The 14,038-nt window shown below is 69.6% G+C and carries 14 protein-coding genes; 7 read left to right on the forward strand and 7 right to left on the reverse strand.

All coding sequences use genetic code 11. The features are described 5' to 3' along the window. The first annotated feature begins 367 nt into the window (after positions 1 to 367). On the forward strand, positions 368 to 1,561 hold the full coding sequence (locus GA0070214_RS11625) for an epoxide hydrolase family protein (protein WP_091261966.1): 1,194 nt from the start codon (positions 368 to 370) through the stop codon (positions 1,559 to 1,561). A gap of 536 nt (positions 1,562 to 2,097) precedes the next feature. Next, positions 2,098 to 2,526 carry a MerR family transcriptional regulator gene (locus GA0070214_RS11630; protein ID WP_244167669.1) on the forward strand — a complete coding sequence of 143 codons (429 nt, stop codon included), beginning with the start codon at positions 2,098 to 2,100 and terminating at the stop codon, positions 2,524 to 2,526. 130 nt (positions 2,527 to 2,656) lie between these two features. On the opposite strand, the gene GA0070214_RS11635 is transcribed toward GA0070214_RS11630, so the two are convergent. Continuing rightward, on the reverse strand, positions 2,657 to 3,415 hold the full coding sequence (locus GA0070214_RS11635) for a methyltransferase domain-containing protein (protein WP_091261967.1): 759 nt from the start codon (positions 3,413 to 3,415) through the stop codon (positions 2,657 to 2,659). Between the two features lie 493 nt (positions 3,416 to 3,908). Here GA0070214_RS11635 and GA0070214_RS11640 point away from each other — a divergent pair, with 493 nt between their 5' ends. After that, complete coding sequence (locus tag GA0070214_RS11640) at positions 3,909 to 5,108, forward strand: HEAT repeat domain-containing protein (RefSeq protein WP_091261968.1); 1,200 nt, start codon at positions 3,909 to 3,911, stop codon at positions 5,106 to 5,108. 410 nt (positions 5,109 to 5,518) lie between these two features. After that, entirely contained in the window at positions 5,519 to 5,734 is a 216-nt protein-coding gene (locus GA0070214_RS11645) for a hypothetical protein (protein ID WP_091261969.1), read from the forward strand. Positions 5,735 to 6,118: 384 nt separating this feature from the next. Here GA0070214_RS11645 and GA0070214_RS31805 read toward each other — a convergent pair whose 3' ends face one another. The 5 genes from GA0070214_RS31805 to GA0070214_RS11665 all read right to left on the reverse strand — a co-directional run bounded on the left by GA0070214_RS31805 (position 6,119) and on the right by GA0070214_RS11665 (position 9,445). Beyond that, positions 6,119 to 7,492, reverse strand: a complete 1,374-nt coding sequence (locus GA0070214_RS31805; protein WP_167364216.1) for a DUF7373 family lipoprotein — start codon at positions 7,490 to 7,492, stop codon at positions 6,119 to 6,121. 62 nt (positions 7,493 to 7,554) lie between these two features. After that, positions 7,555 to 7,761, reverse strand: a complete 207-nt coding sequence (locus GA0070214_RS11655) for a DNA ligase-like domain-containing protein (protein ID WP_208602724.1) — start codon at positions 7,759 to 7,761, stop codon at positions 7,555 to 7,557. 245 nt (positions 7,762 to 8,006) lie between these two features. Beyond that, complete coding sequence (locus GA0070214_RS31475) at positions 8,007 to 8,267, reverse strand: hypothetical protein (RefSeq protein WP_139141836.1); 261 nt, start codon at positions 8,265 to 8,267, stop codon at positions 8,007 to 8,009. Next, the gene (locus GA0070214_RS11660; protein WP_091261971.1) at positions 8,258 to 8,821 is read right to left on the reverse strand and encodes a hypothetical protein; all 564 of its coding nucleotides are present in this window, start codon (positions 8,819 to 8,821) and stop codon (positions 8,258 to 8,260) included. Before GA0070214_RS11660 ends, GA0070214_RS31475 begins: the two co-directional genes overlap by 10 nt. Positions 8,822 to 9,031: 210 nt before the next feature. After that, positions 9,032 to 9,445, reverse strand: coding sequence for a hypothetical protein (locus GA0070214_RS11665; protein ID WP_091261972.1), 414 nt, complete (start codon positions 9,443 to 9,445; stop codon positions 9,032 to 9,034). Here GA0070214_RS11665 and GA0070214_RS32095 point away from each other — a divergent pair. Then, complete coding sequence (locus GA0070214_RS32095; protein ID WP_139141838.1) at positions 9,359 to 10,183, forward strand: M20/M25/M40 family metallo-hydrolase; 825 nt, start codon at positions 9,359 to 9,361, stop codon at positions 10,181 to 10,183. The genes GA0070214_RS11665 and GA0070214_RS32095 overlap by 87 nt on opposite strands. Before the next feature lie 26 nt (positions 10,184 to 10,209). On the opposite strand, the gene GA0070214_RS11675 is transcribed toward GA0070214_RS32095, so the two are convergent. Beyond that, on the reverse strand, positions 10,210 to 12,639 hold the full coding sequence (locus tag GA0070214_RS11675; RefSeq protein WP_167364251.1) for an ATP-binding protein: 2,430 nt from the start codon (positions 12,637 to 12,639) through the stop codon (positions 10,210 to 10,212). 595 nt (positions 12,640 to 13,234) lie between these two features. Between GA0070214_RS11675 and GA0070214_RS31485 the strand changes: the two genes are divergently transcribed. Beyond that, entirely contained in the window at positions 13,235 to 13,444 is a 210-nt protein-coding gene (locus tag GA0070214_RS31485) for a hypothetical protein (protein ID WP_139141839.1), read from the forward strand. A 46-nt stretch (positions 13,445 to 13,490) separates the two neighbouring features. Next, positions 13,491 to 14,030, forward strand: coding sequence for a MauE/DoxX family redox-associated membrane protein (locus tag GA0070214_RS11685; RefSeq protein WP_091261975.1), 540 nt, complete (start codon positions 13,491 to 13,493; stop codon positions 14,028 to 14,030). Positions 14,031 to 14,038 lie beyond the last annotated feature (8 nt).

Consider the following 14,038-nt stretch of genomic DNA (forward strand, 5'->3'; position numbering starts at 1 on the left):
GCTTCCGGTCACTTGTGCGGACGCTCTGAGGGACCGTCATGGTCGGGATCGCGGCGGCCCGATCGCGGTGAGCGCCGTCAGCGGGAGGGCTTCGCGCTCGGCGGGCGCTCAGTTGGAAGAGGCCCTCAACGGTGCCGCCCTGGTGCTCCCCGACGAGCTACGCGCGCGACTAGACGCGGCGGCCTGAACGCGATAGCGCGTGCAGCCTCCGCTTACCCACCGTCACGGCCTCCCGCGAGCTGAACCTGCGCCTGCCGCGACGGTCGCTCCCGGCTGAGCGCCCTGGAGGCAGGGTGTCACGGCTCGCAGGTGCTCTCCCGTCCGCTCACGTCAGGCTGCGCGGCGACCCAAACATAAGATCAAGGTGATGACGATTCCTTCCGACAACCTGTTCCGCCCCTACCGCCTGAACGTTCCGCAACGCGAGCTGGACGACCTGCATGAGCGTCTGGACCGCACTCGTTGGCCGGACGAGCTACCCGGGGTGGGCTGGTCCTACGGCATACCGCGTGCTTATCTCGAGGAGTTGGTCCGCTACTGGAGGCATGACTACGACTGGCGGACCGCTGAGACGACGCTGAACCAGTGGCCCCAATTCACGACCACGATCGACGGGGCAAGCATACATTTCGCGCACATCCGCTCACCCGAGCCGGACGCCATCCCGCTGATCATGATCCACGGCTGGCCCGGCTCGATCGTGGAGTTCACTGAGATCGCCGCGTCCCTGACCGATCCGCGTGCCCACGGAGGGGAGCGGTCCGACGCATTTCATCTGGTGCTGCCCCACATCCCCGGATTCGGGCTGTCGGGGCCGACCAACGAGCCCGGCTGGGAACACCATCGAGTGGCGGACGCCTTCGCCGAACTGATGGAGCGCCTCGGCTACCCGCGTTATGGCGCCCAAGGCGGCGACTGGGGATCGGCGATTTCGCGAGAGTTGGGCCGCAGGCATTCAGAACACATCATCGGCGTACACCTGAACCTCCTGCCGGGCGCTCACGCGGTCAGCGAGCCGACCGCGGAGGAACTGAGCGCCCTGACGCTCGAGGAGCGCCAACGTACGCTCGCGTCCTGGCAGCGCACGCAGCAATGGATGCGTGAGCGTCAGGGCTACGCCGAGATTCAGTCCACTCGTCCACAGACACTCGCCTACGCGCTGACCGACTCCCCAGTGGGACAGCTGGCCTGGATAGCGGAGAAGTTCGCCGAGTGGAGCGACTCGTCCGACCGGCCCGAAGACGCCGTGGACCGTGACCACCTTCTGACCAACGTCATGCTCTACTGGCTGACCGGGACCGCCGGCTCGTCCGCGCGCATCTACTACGAGCGGGCACACGCCCCGTACTGGGGTTCACCGCCCGAACCATCGGCGACTCCTACCGGGCTGGCGGTGTTTCCCCAGGACAACTTCATTCCGCTGCGGCACATCGCCGAGCGGACCAACAACATCGTCCGCTGGACCGAGTACGATCGCGGCGGCCATTTCGCCGCGATCGAGCAGCCTGAGCTACTCGTACGCGACATCCGCGCCTTCTTCCGGCAAATTCGATCGGCATAGCCGCGAACATGCGGTGAAGAGCCCAGCCGGACGTCTGGGCTCTTCACCGCATCTCGAGGTGGGCGTTGGAGGCGATCTTTTCGATGCAGTAGGGCCAGGGGCTGGAATTCGGCTACGACAGGACGGCACCCCGTGGAGGACGGACATCGCCAGCGTCCCGTGCCCCGCCGGTCGCGAAGCCCCTCTGCCCGCCGGGCTTGTGCACGATCTCGACTGCGGTGCGCGGCAGGTCGCCGCGAAGTCCGTTGGTGCACCGATCGCGAAGCCCCTTCTGCACGCACACCGCGAGTCCATTCACCACGGCGCCGAGTTGCCCCTGCTGGGCCGCCGGTACTGCGGCGATCGTTACCCGAGCATGCGGGAGTGGGAGGCGGCCCAACATGGCGATGTCCTCGAAGAAGCCCGATGACGGTTCGGGTGGCATCCGGCAGCGCAGTGAGGAGGAAGCGGCGCCGGTCGGCCCGCCGAACGGCTCGGCTGATGTGAGGCGCCGGTGGCTCGCCGTGATCGACAGGGTCGCGGCCTAAGGTCGGGGCATGCAGCCAGACGACGAGGCGACGATGACGATCGGCGAGATCGCCGGCAGGTTCGGGCTGGCGACCCACGTGTTGCGGCACTGGGAGTCAGTGGGGCTACTGACGCCGGCCCGGGTCGTGGCTGGGCGCCGCCGCTTCCGCTCCGCCGACCTGTACCGGGTCGCGACGATCCTGCACGCGAAGGAGGCGGGACTGACACTGGAGCAGATCCGTGAGTTGATGGCCTCCGCCGTGCCGGCGCGCCGGCGCGAGATCCTGCTCCGCCACCGCACGGACCTCCTCGCACGCATCGCCGCTCTGCAGGACTCGCTGCGGTTCATCGAAGGGGGCCTGGAGTGCGAGCACGAGGACTTCAGTGTGTGCCCGCACTACCAGGCCATGGTGCAAGCGCGAATCGCGCCGCAGGCCACACCTCACGTACCCGCATGACGTGCCGACCTTGTCGCGATGACCAGCCAACGATCCGCAGCCGTCGGAGCGGGCTCCGTCACCCATCGGTCCACTCTTATCCCGACGTGAACTTTCCAGCTGCGGCTCGACGGAACATCAGGTCGAAGGCTCAGGAGCGGCGGGCTGAGGCCACCATCATCGGTACGGCCACGAACAGCCGTCCCATGGCCGCCCGGAACTGCTGCTCGCGCAGCCAGGCACCACTCTGCTCGACGGTGACGCTGCCTGCGGCGTCCGCCTTGGCGGCGAAGGCCTCGACCATCGGCAGGAATCCGGGTTCGGTGAAGATGCTGGTGTGCGCTTCGACGGCGACGTCCTGGAATCCGGCGTCCAGGAGCAGGTTCCGGTAGGACCGGGCCACCTGGGGGTTCGGTAGGGAGTCGGCCTGGCTGCGCAGGATCGCCCTGGTGAGCTCAGGGTGGGACGAGTCGATCATCAGCGCGTCCCAGTCCTGTCCGACCAGCACGATCCGCCCACCCGGGGTCAGCACACGGTGTGCCTCCGCCAGCGCCGCAGACGGGTCCGGCAGCACGTGCAGAACCTTGTCCGCCCGGTAGCCCGACACCGCCTGGTCGGGCAGCGGGAGAGACTCCGCGCTGCCCATCCGGAAGTCGGCCCCCGGCCAGCGGCGTCGGGCCGTGGCGATCATCAGTTCGTCCGGGTCGACACCGATCGCGGCGGCGCCGCGCTGGTGGAGTTCGGCAACCGCGCGTCCCGTTCCACAGCCCACGTCAACCACCGAGGCGCCGGGGGAGAGGTCCAGCAGCTCGTAGCTGCGGTGTCGTAGACGCACCACGCCCGCCTCGGTCTCCGCGGCGTCGAGTCGTGCGACCAACCCGGGAGTGGCGTCCATCGTGTCTTCGCTCATGGACGCCACTCTCCGACTTCAGGTCTACCTGAAGTCAAGAGGCCGTGCCACCAGCAGATGACGCCTCGCCGCCATCCAGGGATGAAGGCTCTGCCGGGACACCCCGGCAGGACCGCCTGGACCGCTGCTCAACGATCGACAACTCCACCAGCGTCAATCCCGGCCTTCCCAGCCCACGATGACGGCAACCATCGCGCGATGAAAAAGCCGGAATATCGATCACGTCAAGCATCGGGTGGGACGCGAGTGCCAACCATCTTCCATGACCGGACAGCTGACCGATGGGATCACATGCTGTCTGAGGTGCCGCACATCAGGATGACACTCTGAACGGCCCAACTGAACCAGGATTATGTCTGCTCGGCGTTTCGTGCAGCGTCTCGGAGGACGATGCGGTGCGGTGGCTTAGCTGGCATTTGTGGCAGGAGTCTCGGCATGCCGGGCCTGCTTGCAGAGCTGGTTGTCTGTTCCAGCGGTGTGGCATGGTGCGTGGATGATCGACAGTCGTGGGGCGTTGGAGGCCGTGGTTCGGCATGCCGCGGACCTGGAGGATGATTACGAGGACGTGGCCCCTGTCGTTACGGCGCTGGCGGCGTGCGGCGATACCAGTTTGGTGCCGCAGCTGCAGGAGGCGCTGGACCAGTTCCTTGATGAGCAGAATTTCTACGGTCGCGACCTGATCGCCGCCGTCCTGGCCGGCATTCACGGGTTGGCGGCACTGCCGGTGCTGTTGCGCGCCTCGGCGCGCGACCTGGGCGACGACCAGGACAGCTTGCAGGCTGAGATCATCGAGCTGATGCACGCGGATCGGGCGGCCAGCCAGCGTGTGGTCCGTGAGTTCGCCACCGGCGATACGCCCGAGCTTCGCCGTGTGGGGCTGTGGGCGCTTGGGTTCGTGGTCGAAGCGCAAGATATGGAGTTGCTTGCGGTGGCCGCGGCCGACCCGGATCCGAAGGTCAGGTCCCTGGCGATCGGCTCGATCCCTGACCCCGTCGGCGACGCTCGGGCATTCGCCCTGCTCGCCGCAGCGTTGGGCGACCTGGATGAGCAGGTGCGGGTGTCGGCGGTGAGCCGGCTCGGCTACACCGGCCGGGCTGACGCGGTGGCGCCGCTGGTTGCTCTCGCCGCTGACCTGTCCCCACGGGTACGGTCCATGGTCGCGTACGCACTCGGGCGACTCGGCAAGGATGAGGCGACGCCGGCTCTGCGGCAGCTACTCCACGACCCGGACCGGCATGTCCGCGAGGACGCCGTGGAAGCCCTTGGTTCGGTGGGCGGCCCGGCCGCGGTGGACGCGCTGCTGGCGTTGGCTGCCGAGCAGGACCCGCAGATGCGGGTCCAGGCCGCCAAAGCGCTCCCGAAGGCGGTCGACTCGGATTCCCGCGTGGCTCCGCAGCTCGCGATGCTGGCGCGAGACGGGGAGGCCGCGGTACGGGCGGCTACTCTCAGCGGCCTGGCCAGCGCCAGCCGAGCCCACGGGAGCCAGCTCCTGGTCGAGTTGACCGACGACCCGGACCCGATGGTCCGCCAGCGGGTCGCGGTCGTGGCACGACATCTCGCGCCCGAAGCTGCCCCGGACATCCTGCGCCGGTATGCCAACGACCCCGACCAAGCTGTGCGTCGACTCGCCGTCACCGAACTCAACCGGCTGGCCGAGCGCAGCACGGTTGATCGATCAGACACCAGCCAGTGACCCGATACCGAAGTCGGCGTGGGAGGACAACGAGGTGCTCCCGGTGTGTGGGCAGCAGGTGCGGGCGAAGTTCGCGGCCCGCCCGGTGTCGCGCCGCCAGGGCCATGACGTTACGTCGACCAGACCCGGCGCTACATGCCGGTGGGCGGGCTGCAGGGGTGTCGGCTTCGGTGTCCAACCGCAGACCGGCGTCGAGCTGCTGATGGTCGTCCCGAGTCGTCATTGCGACGGACATGCGCCCGGTGCACCCATCGCTGGATGCGTTCGCGGCTAGCTCGGTGAGCTGGCTGACTCCTACGGCCCGGTTTGACGCTGACCCCGGTAGGGAAGGTTCGCGGACACCTCAATGAAGGAGGCTGTATGGAGACGTCCGCTAACGTCGGGCGCAGTTACCGACAGTCGACACGTCCATGCGGGGCGGCGCATGTCGCGGCGCCGGCCGCGAGGGGGCGAGCCTGATGGCTCGCGTCGGTCGCTACGGAATCCCAGGGTTCGTGTGGTTCCTGATCTGGCTCGTCGTCTGCATCTTGATCGTCATCCTGTTGGCCATGCTCATTCACCACTTCGGAGGCGCGTCGCTATCACTCAAGCTCGGCCACTTCTACCTGAACATCGGTGTCACCTGACCCGCCAGATCGTCGACACTTCGGCGCCGGTATCGCACAAGCCGTGTTAGCCGTCACCGAAGGTGACGACTAACACGGCTCGGAAAGCGCGCAAGCGTTAGGCCCTGTTTCGAAAATGAAGAACGTCTGATCGCCCGCCGTTGGCCCCCGCTGAGTCGGCGCCGGCGTGTCGGTGATCGATAGTTGGCGAGGTCTCCGGTAGAGGGTTCATAGACCAAGACGAACTTTTATACCGGAGACCTCGCGGCCACCGTAGCGGTGACGAGGCGACACGACCTGACCGACGCCCAGTGGGCGGTGCCAGAGCCGTTGCTGCCCAGGCCGGGCCGCACCCGGGGGTCGGCCAGCTGCGGCGCGACGTGCCGGCCCTGTACGGGCCCTGGCTCAGAGTCGGTTGTATTGCTCGCGAACCAGGGACTCGACGACTGCGATGGTGTCCGGCGGTCCGCCATCTGCGCTGATGAGCACGACGATGTCATCCCGGTGTGCGACGGCGTCGACCTCGGCTTGGCCCTGGCCTTCTCCGGTGAAGGCGGTCGCCCCCGGCACGTCGGGGATACCTACCTCGCCGCCGCGGCCACGCGCGCGCCGTTCGAACTCCGCGTAGGACTGCTGGAACTGGTCGGCCTGCTCCCGCGAGTCGAATTGGAGCAGGGTAACCGTCACCGATGCGGTGTCTGGTCGGGTCCACGCCGCGCCGGCGGCGTGCCGCACGTCGAGCAGCTGCGCGGCGAGTATCAGGGCATCCGGGCCCCCGGGCGGCAGGAGCTGGGGAACGTTGACCCGGTCGTCGACGGCGGCTGGTCGAGCGGGAGCCGAATCGGCCGGGCGCGCCACCACCAGCGCGGCGAGTTCGCCGCGCCGGGTGGCGGGCGGATGAGCAGCCACATGCCACACCAGCGCCCCGACCAGGACAGCCCCGGCGACGCAAGCTGCCACGACGCCGGTCACCAGCCAGGGCCGACGCCACCAGGGGACCGCTGCGGGGCGGGGGCGAGCCGCCCAGCCAGGGGGTGGCACGAAGATAGGGGTCGGGTCGGCGGGAGCCGTTGAATCGGCAGCCACGGTCACGGCGGCGGGTGTCGGTCGCACCGGGGTGGGCTCGGGCGGTGTGGAGGGTTTCGGTGACGCCGCCAGGGTCGAGACGCCACTGGCCACCAGGAGCATGCCGACCAGCGCGAGCCACGTGCCGGCGAGGAAGTCGGTACTGGGTCCGTCGGCCTCCCGGAAGCCGCTGGCCCGGACGGCGGCGCCGCCGGGTAGGAAGGTCAGAAACGTCAGCGCCAGGCTCAGCACCGCGGTGCCAACCCGTACGCTACGGCGCCATTCCGGCCTTAGCCAAGCCACGACGAGCAAGGAAAGCAGCAGGGCCCATCCGACGTACAGGGGCGATCGGGCACCCGGCAGGTCGGCCAATGCGAACGTCCGCACCTCGGCGGACGGAGCCAGGCCCGACAGGCGGTCGGCGATGCTCTGTCCGGGTCGTACCGCCACCCACGGCATGGAGTGCACAGCGGCGAGCATGATCAGACCGACGGTCGCAGTCGCCGCGGCCTGTGCGCGGCGCCGGCCAAGCCGGGCTGGGGCGGATGGACCCGACGTCAATTGCTTCGGGCCAGAGGTGATCTTCACGGCGCAGATCATGGCAGCGCCGCGGAGCGTCGTCCATCCCTGCAGTACCTCCGCAGGCTGCGGCGGCTTCGCGACGGGCGCAAGGCCGCCCGGATCGATCGGGAGGACTGACGGCTGTACAGCCATCTGTGCAGCCAAGCCGACCGGTGTGCGCCGAGTAGAGGGCCAGGGTCCGATAACCGATGAGGTCAGCGGCCGGGCGTGACCCGCCGCTGCAGCAGCGCGAAGTTCATGCGGCCGCGGGGCCACACGATCAGCTCACCGTCCAGTGCTGCCCCGGTCGGGAGCGTCCGGATCGCCCGGGTGATGTCCGGGAAGTGGATGGTGAGCTTCCGGCGGGCCCGCGACTGCAGGTAGACGCCGTTGCTCTCTTCCGGAAGGCGATGCACCTTCACCCATCCCACCTCGGCTGGCGCGCCAGGTCGGGTACGAGACGCGGGCCGAGCCGGCCGGGTCGCTCGGTGTGAGCGGCTTCGAGGTAGCCACGGCGCGGCGGGTCGGCGCGCAGCCGCGCTGCACCGGCGGGCCGCGGCTCGGCGGGACCCGGGTTGCCGTGCGGATCGGGCCCCGTACCGACCTGGAGCAGGTTGGTGTCGGCGCGGACCGGTTGGCCCGAGACGTGGACGGCGGACCACAGAAGTCATCGCGCGAACGGCGACGGGGGCAGGTGCGGCCGTGGCGGCGAATCGCTTTTCGCATCGATACCGTTGATCTGCCAGCGCACGACGGTGGGTGCGGCGAGCCGGGCGAGGTGCCAACCGAGAACCCCCGCGGCGATGACGAGCGACACCGCGACCAGACCAAACAGCCATGCACGGACGAGAGCCCGCCGCGCCATGGGAGTACGGGGTGGCAGGCTCTTCTTGAGATCCCCTGCCCACGGGGGCCACATCAGAGCCATGAGAGTACCTCCTGGGCGACGATGGTGGCCGATTCGACGGCAGCGGCGTCCGTGGTACCGACAACCTCGTATCTGACCCAGACGAGATAGGTGCCAAGGCAGGCGGTGACATTGACGACCCGGCCGCCGGCAGGATCGCCCGCGACGGTGTAGACAGCACCGTCGCCGAGCGCGACCGGATGGTTGACGCGATTGATAATCATCATCGGCAAGCCGTGCCGATCGACGCACCGGGGGCTCTGGCCATCGTGCCGACCGAAGCGGGCCAACGCCACCCACAGCGAGGCTCGCTGCCCGTCCGTGTTGGACGTACTCTCGGCCTGGCAGACGTTCGATCGAGTGCCAGGGACGCTCTGCTCCTCGCCCTCGGCTTGGAGCGGCCCGCGCCGAGGTACGAGAAGGTCGAAAACCTCAGGTCGGATGAGTTGACAGACCGGGGGTGGTGAGGGTGGGTCCACCCGCGCGCCCCTCCAGCCCAGGCGCAGACCGACCGCGGCGGCGACCACCACGCAGAGGGCCAGCACCGCGAGCCGGATCCGGATTGCCGAGCCCACGCCGTCAGTGTCATCTACGAGGGCAAGGGACCGGCGACCCGGCCGGTGCGGCCCTGCCACGCTCAGCCCCTCGCTGGACCCCGCGCCTTGACGTGGCAGGGGCGGCAAAGCGGGCCCGTTCCACGATGTGCGGACTCACGGCGGAGATGGGCTTCGGGCCGGGGGGAGCGGTACGTCGAGGCTTCGCGCTCGCCTGCCGCGAGCTGCGCTCTATGACGTCCGTGTTGACCTGTCGGGCCGCGTGCCACGGCGCCGCGGCAGATCATCGTGGCGAGTGATGACGCCAGCGAGGTAGACGGCGGGGACGAGCATCAGCAGGTCGACGGCGATCGCGACCAGTTCGATGCGCGGGATCCGGGCGATGGGGAACAGGACGGCGCTGGCGGCGAGCAACACCCCGGCCCACAGCGGGACTCGTCGGCTGACGAGCAGGTACACCGCGAGGAGTAGCAGCGTGAGCGGAAAGGCGGGTCCGCCGAGCCAGAAGATCAGGTTGGCAACCAGCGGGTGCTCGCCCAAGCGGTCCAGGGCTTCCCGGTGGCCGACACCGTACATGGCGTTCAGGACGCCCTGCAGGCCGAAGGCGGCGCCACCGCAGACGGCGCCGTAGGCTGCCAGCACCATGCCCCAGCCGGCGATCCGCGGTGCGTCTCGTCAGATCACCGCGGCGATCCCGGCGAAGCCGACAACCCAGGCGACCGATCCCAGTACCAGCAGCGTGCCGGCGACCAAGCCGTACTCGGCGTCGCCGACCCAGAAGAAGTCGGCCGCAGTGAACAGGACCGGCCCCGCGATCAAGCACACCGCGGTGGGCAACTGACTCGAGGACAGACGTCGACTCGCCATGACAGCCGATTGTGGTGCGCCGGTCGGCAGAGGTCACTGCGGCTACCCACCCATTCGACGGTAGGGCTGTCCTTACCCCCGTCGACGCCACAGGTCGTCGCAGTCCTGCGCGCGTGGCACACGGACGAGTACGAGGCCGCGCTCGCCGAGATCCGCCGGCTGGTCGCCGCGCCGTCGGTTCCCGGTGTACGCGCCGAACTGGCCATGCACGCGCTCACGCCGCCGTGGGAGCCGGGCGAGAGCGGGCACCGGCTGACCGAGCTGGCGACGAAGGTCGGTGCCGGGCTCGGAGTGCCCGTGTCGCACACCGCCACCGGCGGCTGCGCCGACGCGAACCTGCTGGCCGAGGCCGGCGCGGCGGTGCTGGACGGACTCGGGCCGATCGGCGGGGCCGACCACACCCCGCACGAGTGGCTCGACCTCGACTCCGTCGTCCCACGGGTGGCGCTGCTGGCGGGCCTGATCGGCATGGTCAGCTCGGCTGATCCCGCGGTCCACCCCGCGCGTACAGGCTGATCCGCCCTGCCCGGGCGACGTGTGGCTCAGGAGTCGCCGGACGTGGCATCGCCAGAGCCGGCGCGGAAATCGAGTTTGTCCCGTACGGCGGCTGCTCGGGCTGCGTCGACGGTCTCGAGGATCGCCACCGACTCGCTCCACGAGCGGCGGGCGTTCGCGGTCTCGCCGACGGCGGCGTGAGCGTCACCCAGGTGATCCAACACCTCCGCCTGGTCGAGGCGGGCGCCGACGGCGCGGAACAACCGGAGGGCGCGCTGGTAGTGCCAGATCCCGCGCCGGTGGAGCTTGGCGCGAACGAGCGCGTAGCCGAGGCTGTCCGAGGCGTTCGCCTCACCCGCGGGGTTGTGCAACCGGCGGTGCAACGCCAGCGCGCGCCGGCAGTAGATCTGGGCGGCGACGGTGTCGTCGAGCGTCGCGTGGTACCACCCGACGAGGTTGAGTGCCTCGGCGACACCGAGATCGTCCCCCGCGGCGGCGGAGAGGACGAGCGCCTGCTCGGCATGGTGCAGCGACTCCCGGTGGTGATCGCGGGCCTCGTGCAGCCAGGCGATGTGCCGATGCGTCTGCGCCTGCCCCTCCCTGTCCTCGACCTCGACATAGAGCGTGAGAGCCCGATTGAAGTGTCGTAACGCATCGTCGTGGCGTCCGGCGGAGGTGAGGGCGTGCGCGACGGACAGGTGTGCCCGAGCCTGTGCCGGGCGGTCGCCGAGGCGCTGCGTGGCGGCCAGCGCCGCCTGCTGGACACGGGCCTGCTCGTGGTGGAGCCCTTGCCGGTAGAGGTAGGTCTGCATCGCTTGGGCCAGCAGCGTGACGTGGCGATCGAATCCGGCGCCACCGGCGATGCTGACCGCCGTCATGAGCGTGGGCAGTTCGCTGGCGAACCAGGCGAACGCATCTCCGATCGTCGTGATCGATTCGACCACCGCGCCCGGCCGCGCGACGGACAGCGGCAGCGGCTGCCGCTGCGGTCGCAGGACGGCCGCTGCCGCCGCCGCGGTGTGGAGGAAGTGGTCGAGGGCCCGATGCACCGCCTCGACGCGCTCCGCCTCGTCGAGTTGCTCGTGGACCAGCTCCGCGGCGTAGGCGGCCAGCAGGTCGTGCAGGAGGTATCGACCTTCCGCGCGCTCGACCACGAGATGCGCCCGCACCAGCCGGGCCAGCAGCGGCCTCACCCTGTCGGGTGGCAGCCCGGCCAGGCTGGCCGTGGCGGCAACGCTGATGTCCGGTGCCGGCCAGGCTCCGAGCAGGCAGAACAAGCGTGCCGAGGCGCTGTCGAGGCCGAGGTACGAGTCGGCGAAGACAGCGCGAAGGTTGGTGTCGGCCTCGTCGGCGGCGAGGAGGTCCAACCGACTGCGGTCGTCCGCGAGCTGACTGGCGAAGGCGGACAGCGGGAAGGAGGGTTGTTGGACGGCGCGCCCGACCACGATCGCCAGCGCCAGCGGCAGCCGGGCACACCGCTGCGCGATGTGCGCGATGGCCTGTGGCTGCGCCTCGACCCGGCCATCGTTCAGCCGGCGGCGGAGGAACTCGTGGCTCTCCTCGTCGCTGAAGGTGCCCAGACCCACCGGGTGCGCCCCGTTGCCCACGACGAGACCGGTGAGCTGGTCACGGCTGGTCACGATCACCATCGACGTGGGACTGCCAGGCAGTAACGGACGTACCTGTGCGACGTCGCGGGCGTTGTCCAACAGGACAAGAAGCCGCCGCTCGGCGAGCGTCATCCGGTAGAGATCCAGCTGCGCGCCGGAGTCCGCCGGTATCCGCCCGGGCGGCACGCCGAGGGCGTCCAGGAGGCGGCGGATCGCATGAGCCGGCTCGACCGCCGGCTGTCCCGGCGTGAACCCGTGCAGGTCGATGTAGAGCTGGCCGTCCGGGAAACGATGCCGGTTGCGGTGTGCCCAGTGCACCGCGAGGGTGGTCTTACCCACGCCGGGAGCACCGCTGACCAGGCAGATGGGTACCGCGGTGGGTTGCTCGACCGCCACCGTGGCGAGCACCGCGTCCAGACGAGCGAGCGGTTCGGTGCGGCCGGTGAACCCGTACGCGTCCGGTGGTAGCAGCGCCGGGACGGGCCGCCACGGCGCCGGCGCCGCCCGGAGATGGTCGAGTCGGTGCGGTTCGGGCGTACCACTGGCGCCCTGCCGGACATCGACATGCTCCGCATCCGCTGGTGGCGGCGCGCCCTGCCCGGCACCCTCCGCCCGGCGGAGTCCCGGGTCGACAGGGTCCGGCAGCTCGCCGGCCATGTCGCGCGCGGCACGCTGCCAGCGTTCCCGGTCCGGCTCGCTCAGCCCCAGCGCGTCGGCCAGCGCACGCACCGTGCTGCCGCGCGGCGACTGCACCCGGCCAGACTCGATCTCGCGCAGGTGCCGCACGCTCACACCGGCGCGGGCGGCGAGTTCCTCCTGAGTGAGGAGGGCTCGGGCCCGATGCGCCCGCAGCATCGAACCGAACATGAACCTCCCCATCCGTCTACAAAGACCTTACGGGAGCCAAGCACCGGCGAACCACCGCCGAAAAGCCGGTTAGCCGCCTGTTCCCCGGACATCGACCGGTGTGGAATTTGAACGACGGGGGCGCGATCCGGGACACCACCAGATCGCGGCGTGACCGGGGGCCCACCTCCCGGAGGAGCTCGGCACACAGACCGAATGCCGTCTCCCATCAAGAGAAGGGACCGAGATGCGTTCCAGACGTGTGGCAGGTGTCCGGCGGGAACGCCGGACCAGGGAGGCGAGATGACAAGACTGCTCGACAGGCTGCTCGGCATGGCCGCCGGCACCCGGACCGCGTACGCGGGCTGCGCGCCGGACAGCTGGACCGAGCCCACGTGCAGCCAGCAGAACGGCTGGTCCGCGAGGTGCACGCGCACCTGTTCGATCAACTTGGCCTGCACGGTGCGGTGTGGCGCCGAGTACAGCTGCGTGTGTTCGCCGAACCCGTGCTGAACCCTGCCGTTCCGACCGCAGGCGCGCAGCAGCCCTGGGCGCCTGCACCGAACCCGCTGATCCAGAGGCCGGCAGACCCGGCACGTCAACCAAGGAGAGTCACATGACCAGAGTCCTCGACCGTCTGTTGGGCATGGCCGCTGGCCGCACCAGCGCCTCGGCGACCTGCCCCCGGGAGAGCTGGACGGAGTGCAAGGCGACGCAGATCGGGCCCAACAGCTGGAACCGGTGCACCCGCGTGGCCACCCAGTCGGGCAACTGCACCATCACCTACACGTCGTGGGCGTGCCGGTGCGAAACGTTCGCCTGCTGATTCGGCCTGTCGTTCGCTGCTGACAACACTCGGGGTGAGGTTCCAGATGTGGTTCGTGCTGGTGATCGTCCGCCTGTTGCTGACCGGCGTCCTGCTCGTGGCGGGACTGAGCAAGGTCCGGTCCCGACAGGCGCTGCGCGAGTTCGCCGGCTCGGTTCAGGGTCTGGGCCTGGGCCGAGGCCGCTTCGCCGTGGCGCTCGGAGTCACTGTCGCAGCGGTCGAGGTGGGGGTGGCGACACTGCTCGTCACCCCCACCCTGAACGCCGTCGGTCTCGTGGCCGCCGGGTTGCTGCTGCTCGCGTTCACGGCCGTCGTCCTGCGAGCCCTCCATCGGGGGAGCGCCGCGTCGTGCCGTTGCTTCGGCTCCTCCGGTGGTCCGTTCCGCCGCGATCACCTGTGGCGCAACCTGCTGCTCGTCCTGCTGGCGTTCGGCGCCTCCGCGGTCACCGTCGTGGTCGCGCCCGGGGCACCTGCTTCTCTCGACGCCTGGCTGCTCGCCGCGTTCGCCGCGGTGGTCGGCGCCGGGCTCGCTCTACCGATCATCTACTGGGATGACGCGCGCTTCCTCGCGGGTCACTTCTCCTGAGGAGTCAT

Source organism: Micromonospora chaiyaphumensis (genome assembly GCF_900091435.1).
Classification (GTDB): domain Bacteria; phylum Actinomycetota; class Actinomycetes; order Mycobacteriales; family Micromonosporaceae; genus Micromonospora; species Micromonospora chaiyaphumensis.

Excerpts from the sequence above, each read along its gene's own strand:
- GA0070214_RS11625 (WP_091261966.1), top strand. The coding sequence starts at position 368 with ATGACGATTCCTTCCGACAACCTGTTCCGCCCCTACCGCCTGAACGTT.
- GA0070214_RS11665 (WP_091261972.1), bottom strand. The coding sequence starts at position 9,445 with ATGGTGCTGGCAGCCTACGGCGCCGTCTGCGGTGGCGCCGCCTTCGGC.
- GA0070214_RS31485 (WP_139141839.1), top strand. The coding sequence starts at position 13,235 with ATGACCAGAGTCCTCGACCGTCTGTTGGGCATGGCCGCTGGCCGCACC.
- GA0070214_RS11640 (WP_091261968.1), top strand. The coding sequence starts at position 3,909 with ATGATCGACAGTCGTGGGGCGTTGGAGGCCGTGGTTCGGCATGCCGCG.
- GA0070214_RS11635 (WP_091261967.1), bottom strand. The coding sequence starts at position 3,415 with ATGAGCGAAGACACGATGGACGCCACTCCCGGGTTGGTCGCACGACTC.
- GA0070214_RS11645 (WP_091261969.1), top strand. The coding sequence starts at position 5,519 with ATGCGGGGCGGCGCATGTCGCGGCGCCGGCCGCGAGGGGGCGAGCCTG.
- GA0070214_RS11685 (WP_091261975.1), top strand. The coding sequence starts at position 13,491 with ATGTGGTTCGTGCTGGTGATCGTCCGCCTGTTGCTGACCGGCGTCCTG.
- GA0070214_RS31475 (WP_139141836.1), bottom strand. The coding sequence starts at position 8,267 with ATGGCTCTGATGTGGCCCCCGTGGGCAGGGGATCTCAAGAAGAGCCTG.
- GA0070214_RS11630 (WP_244167669.1), top strand. The coding sequence starts at position 2,098 with ATGCAGCCAGACGACGAGGCGACGATGACGATCGGCGAGATCGCCGGC.
- GA0070214_RS31805 (WP_167364216.1), bottom strand. The coding sequence starts at position 7,492 with ATGGCTGTACAGCCGTCAGTCCTCCCGATCGATCCGGGCGGCCTTGCG.
- GA0070214_RS11675 (WP_167364251.1), bottom strand. The coding sequence starts at position 12,639 with ATGTTCGGTTCGATGCTGCGGGCGCATCGGGCCCGAGCCCTCCTCACT.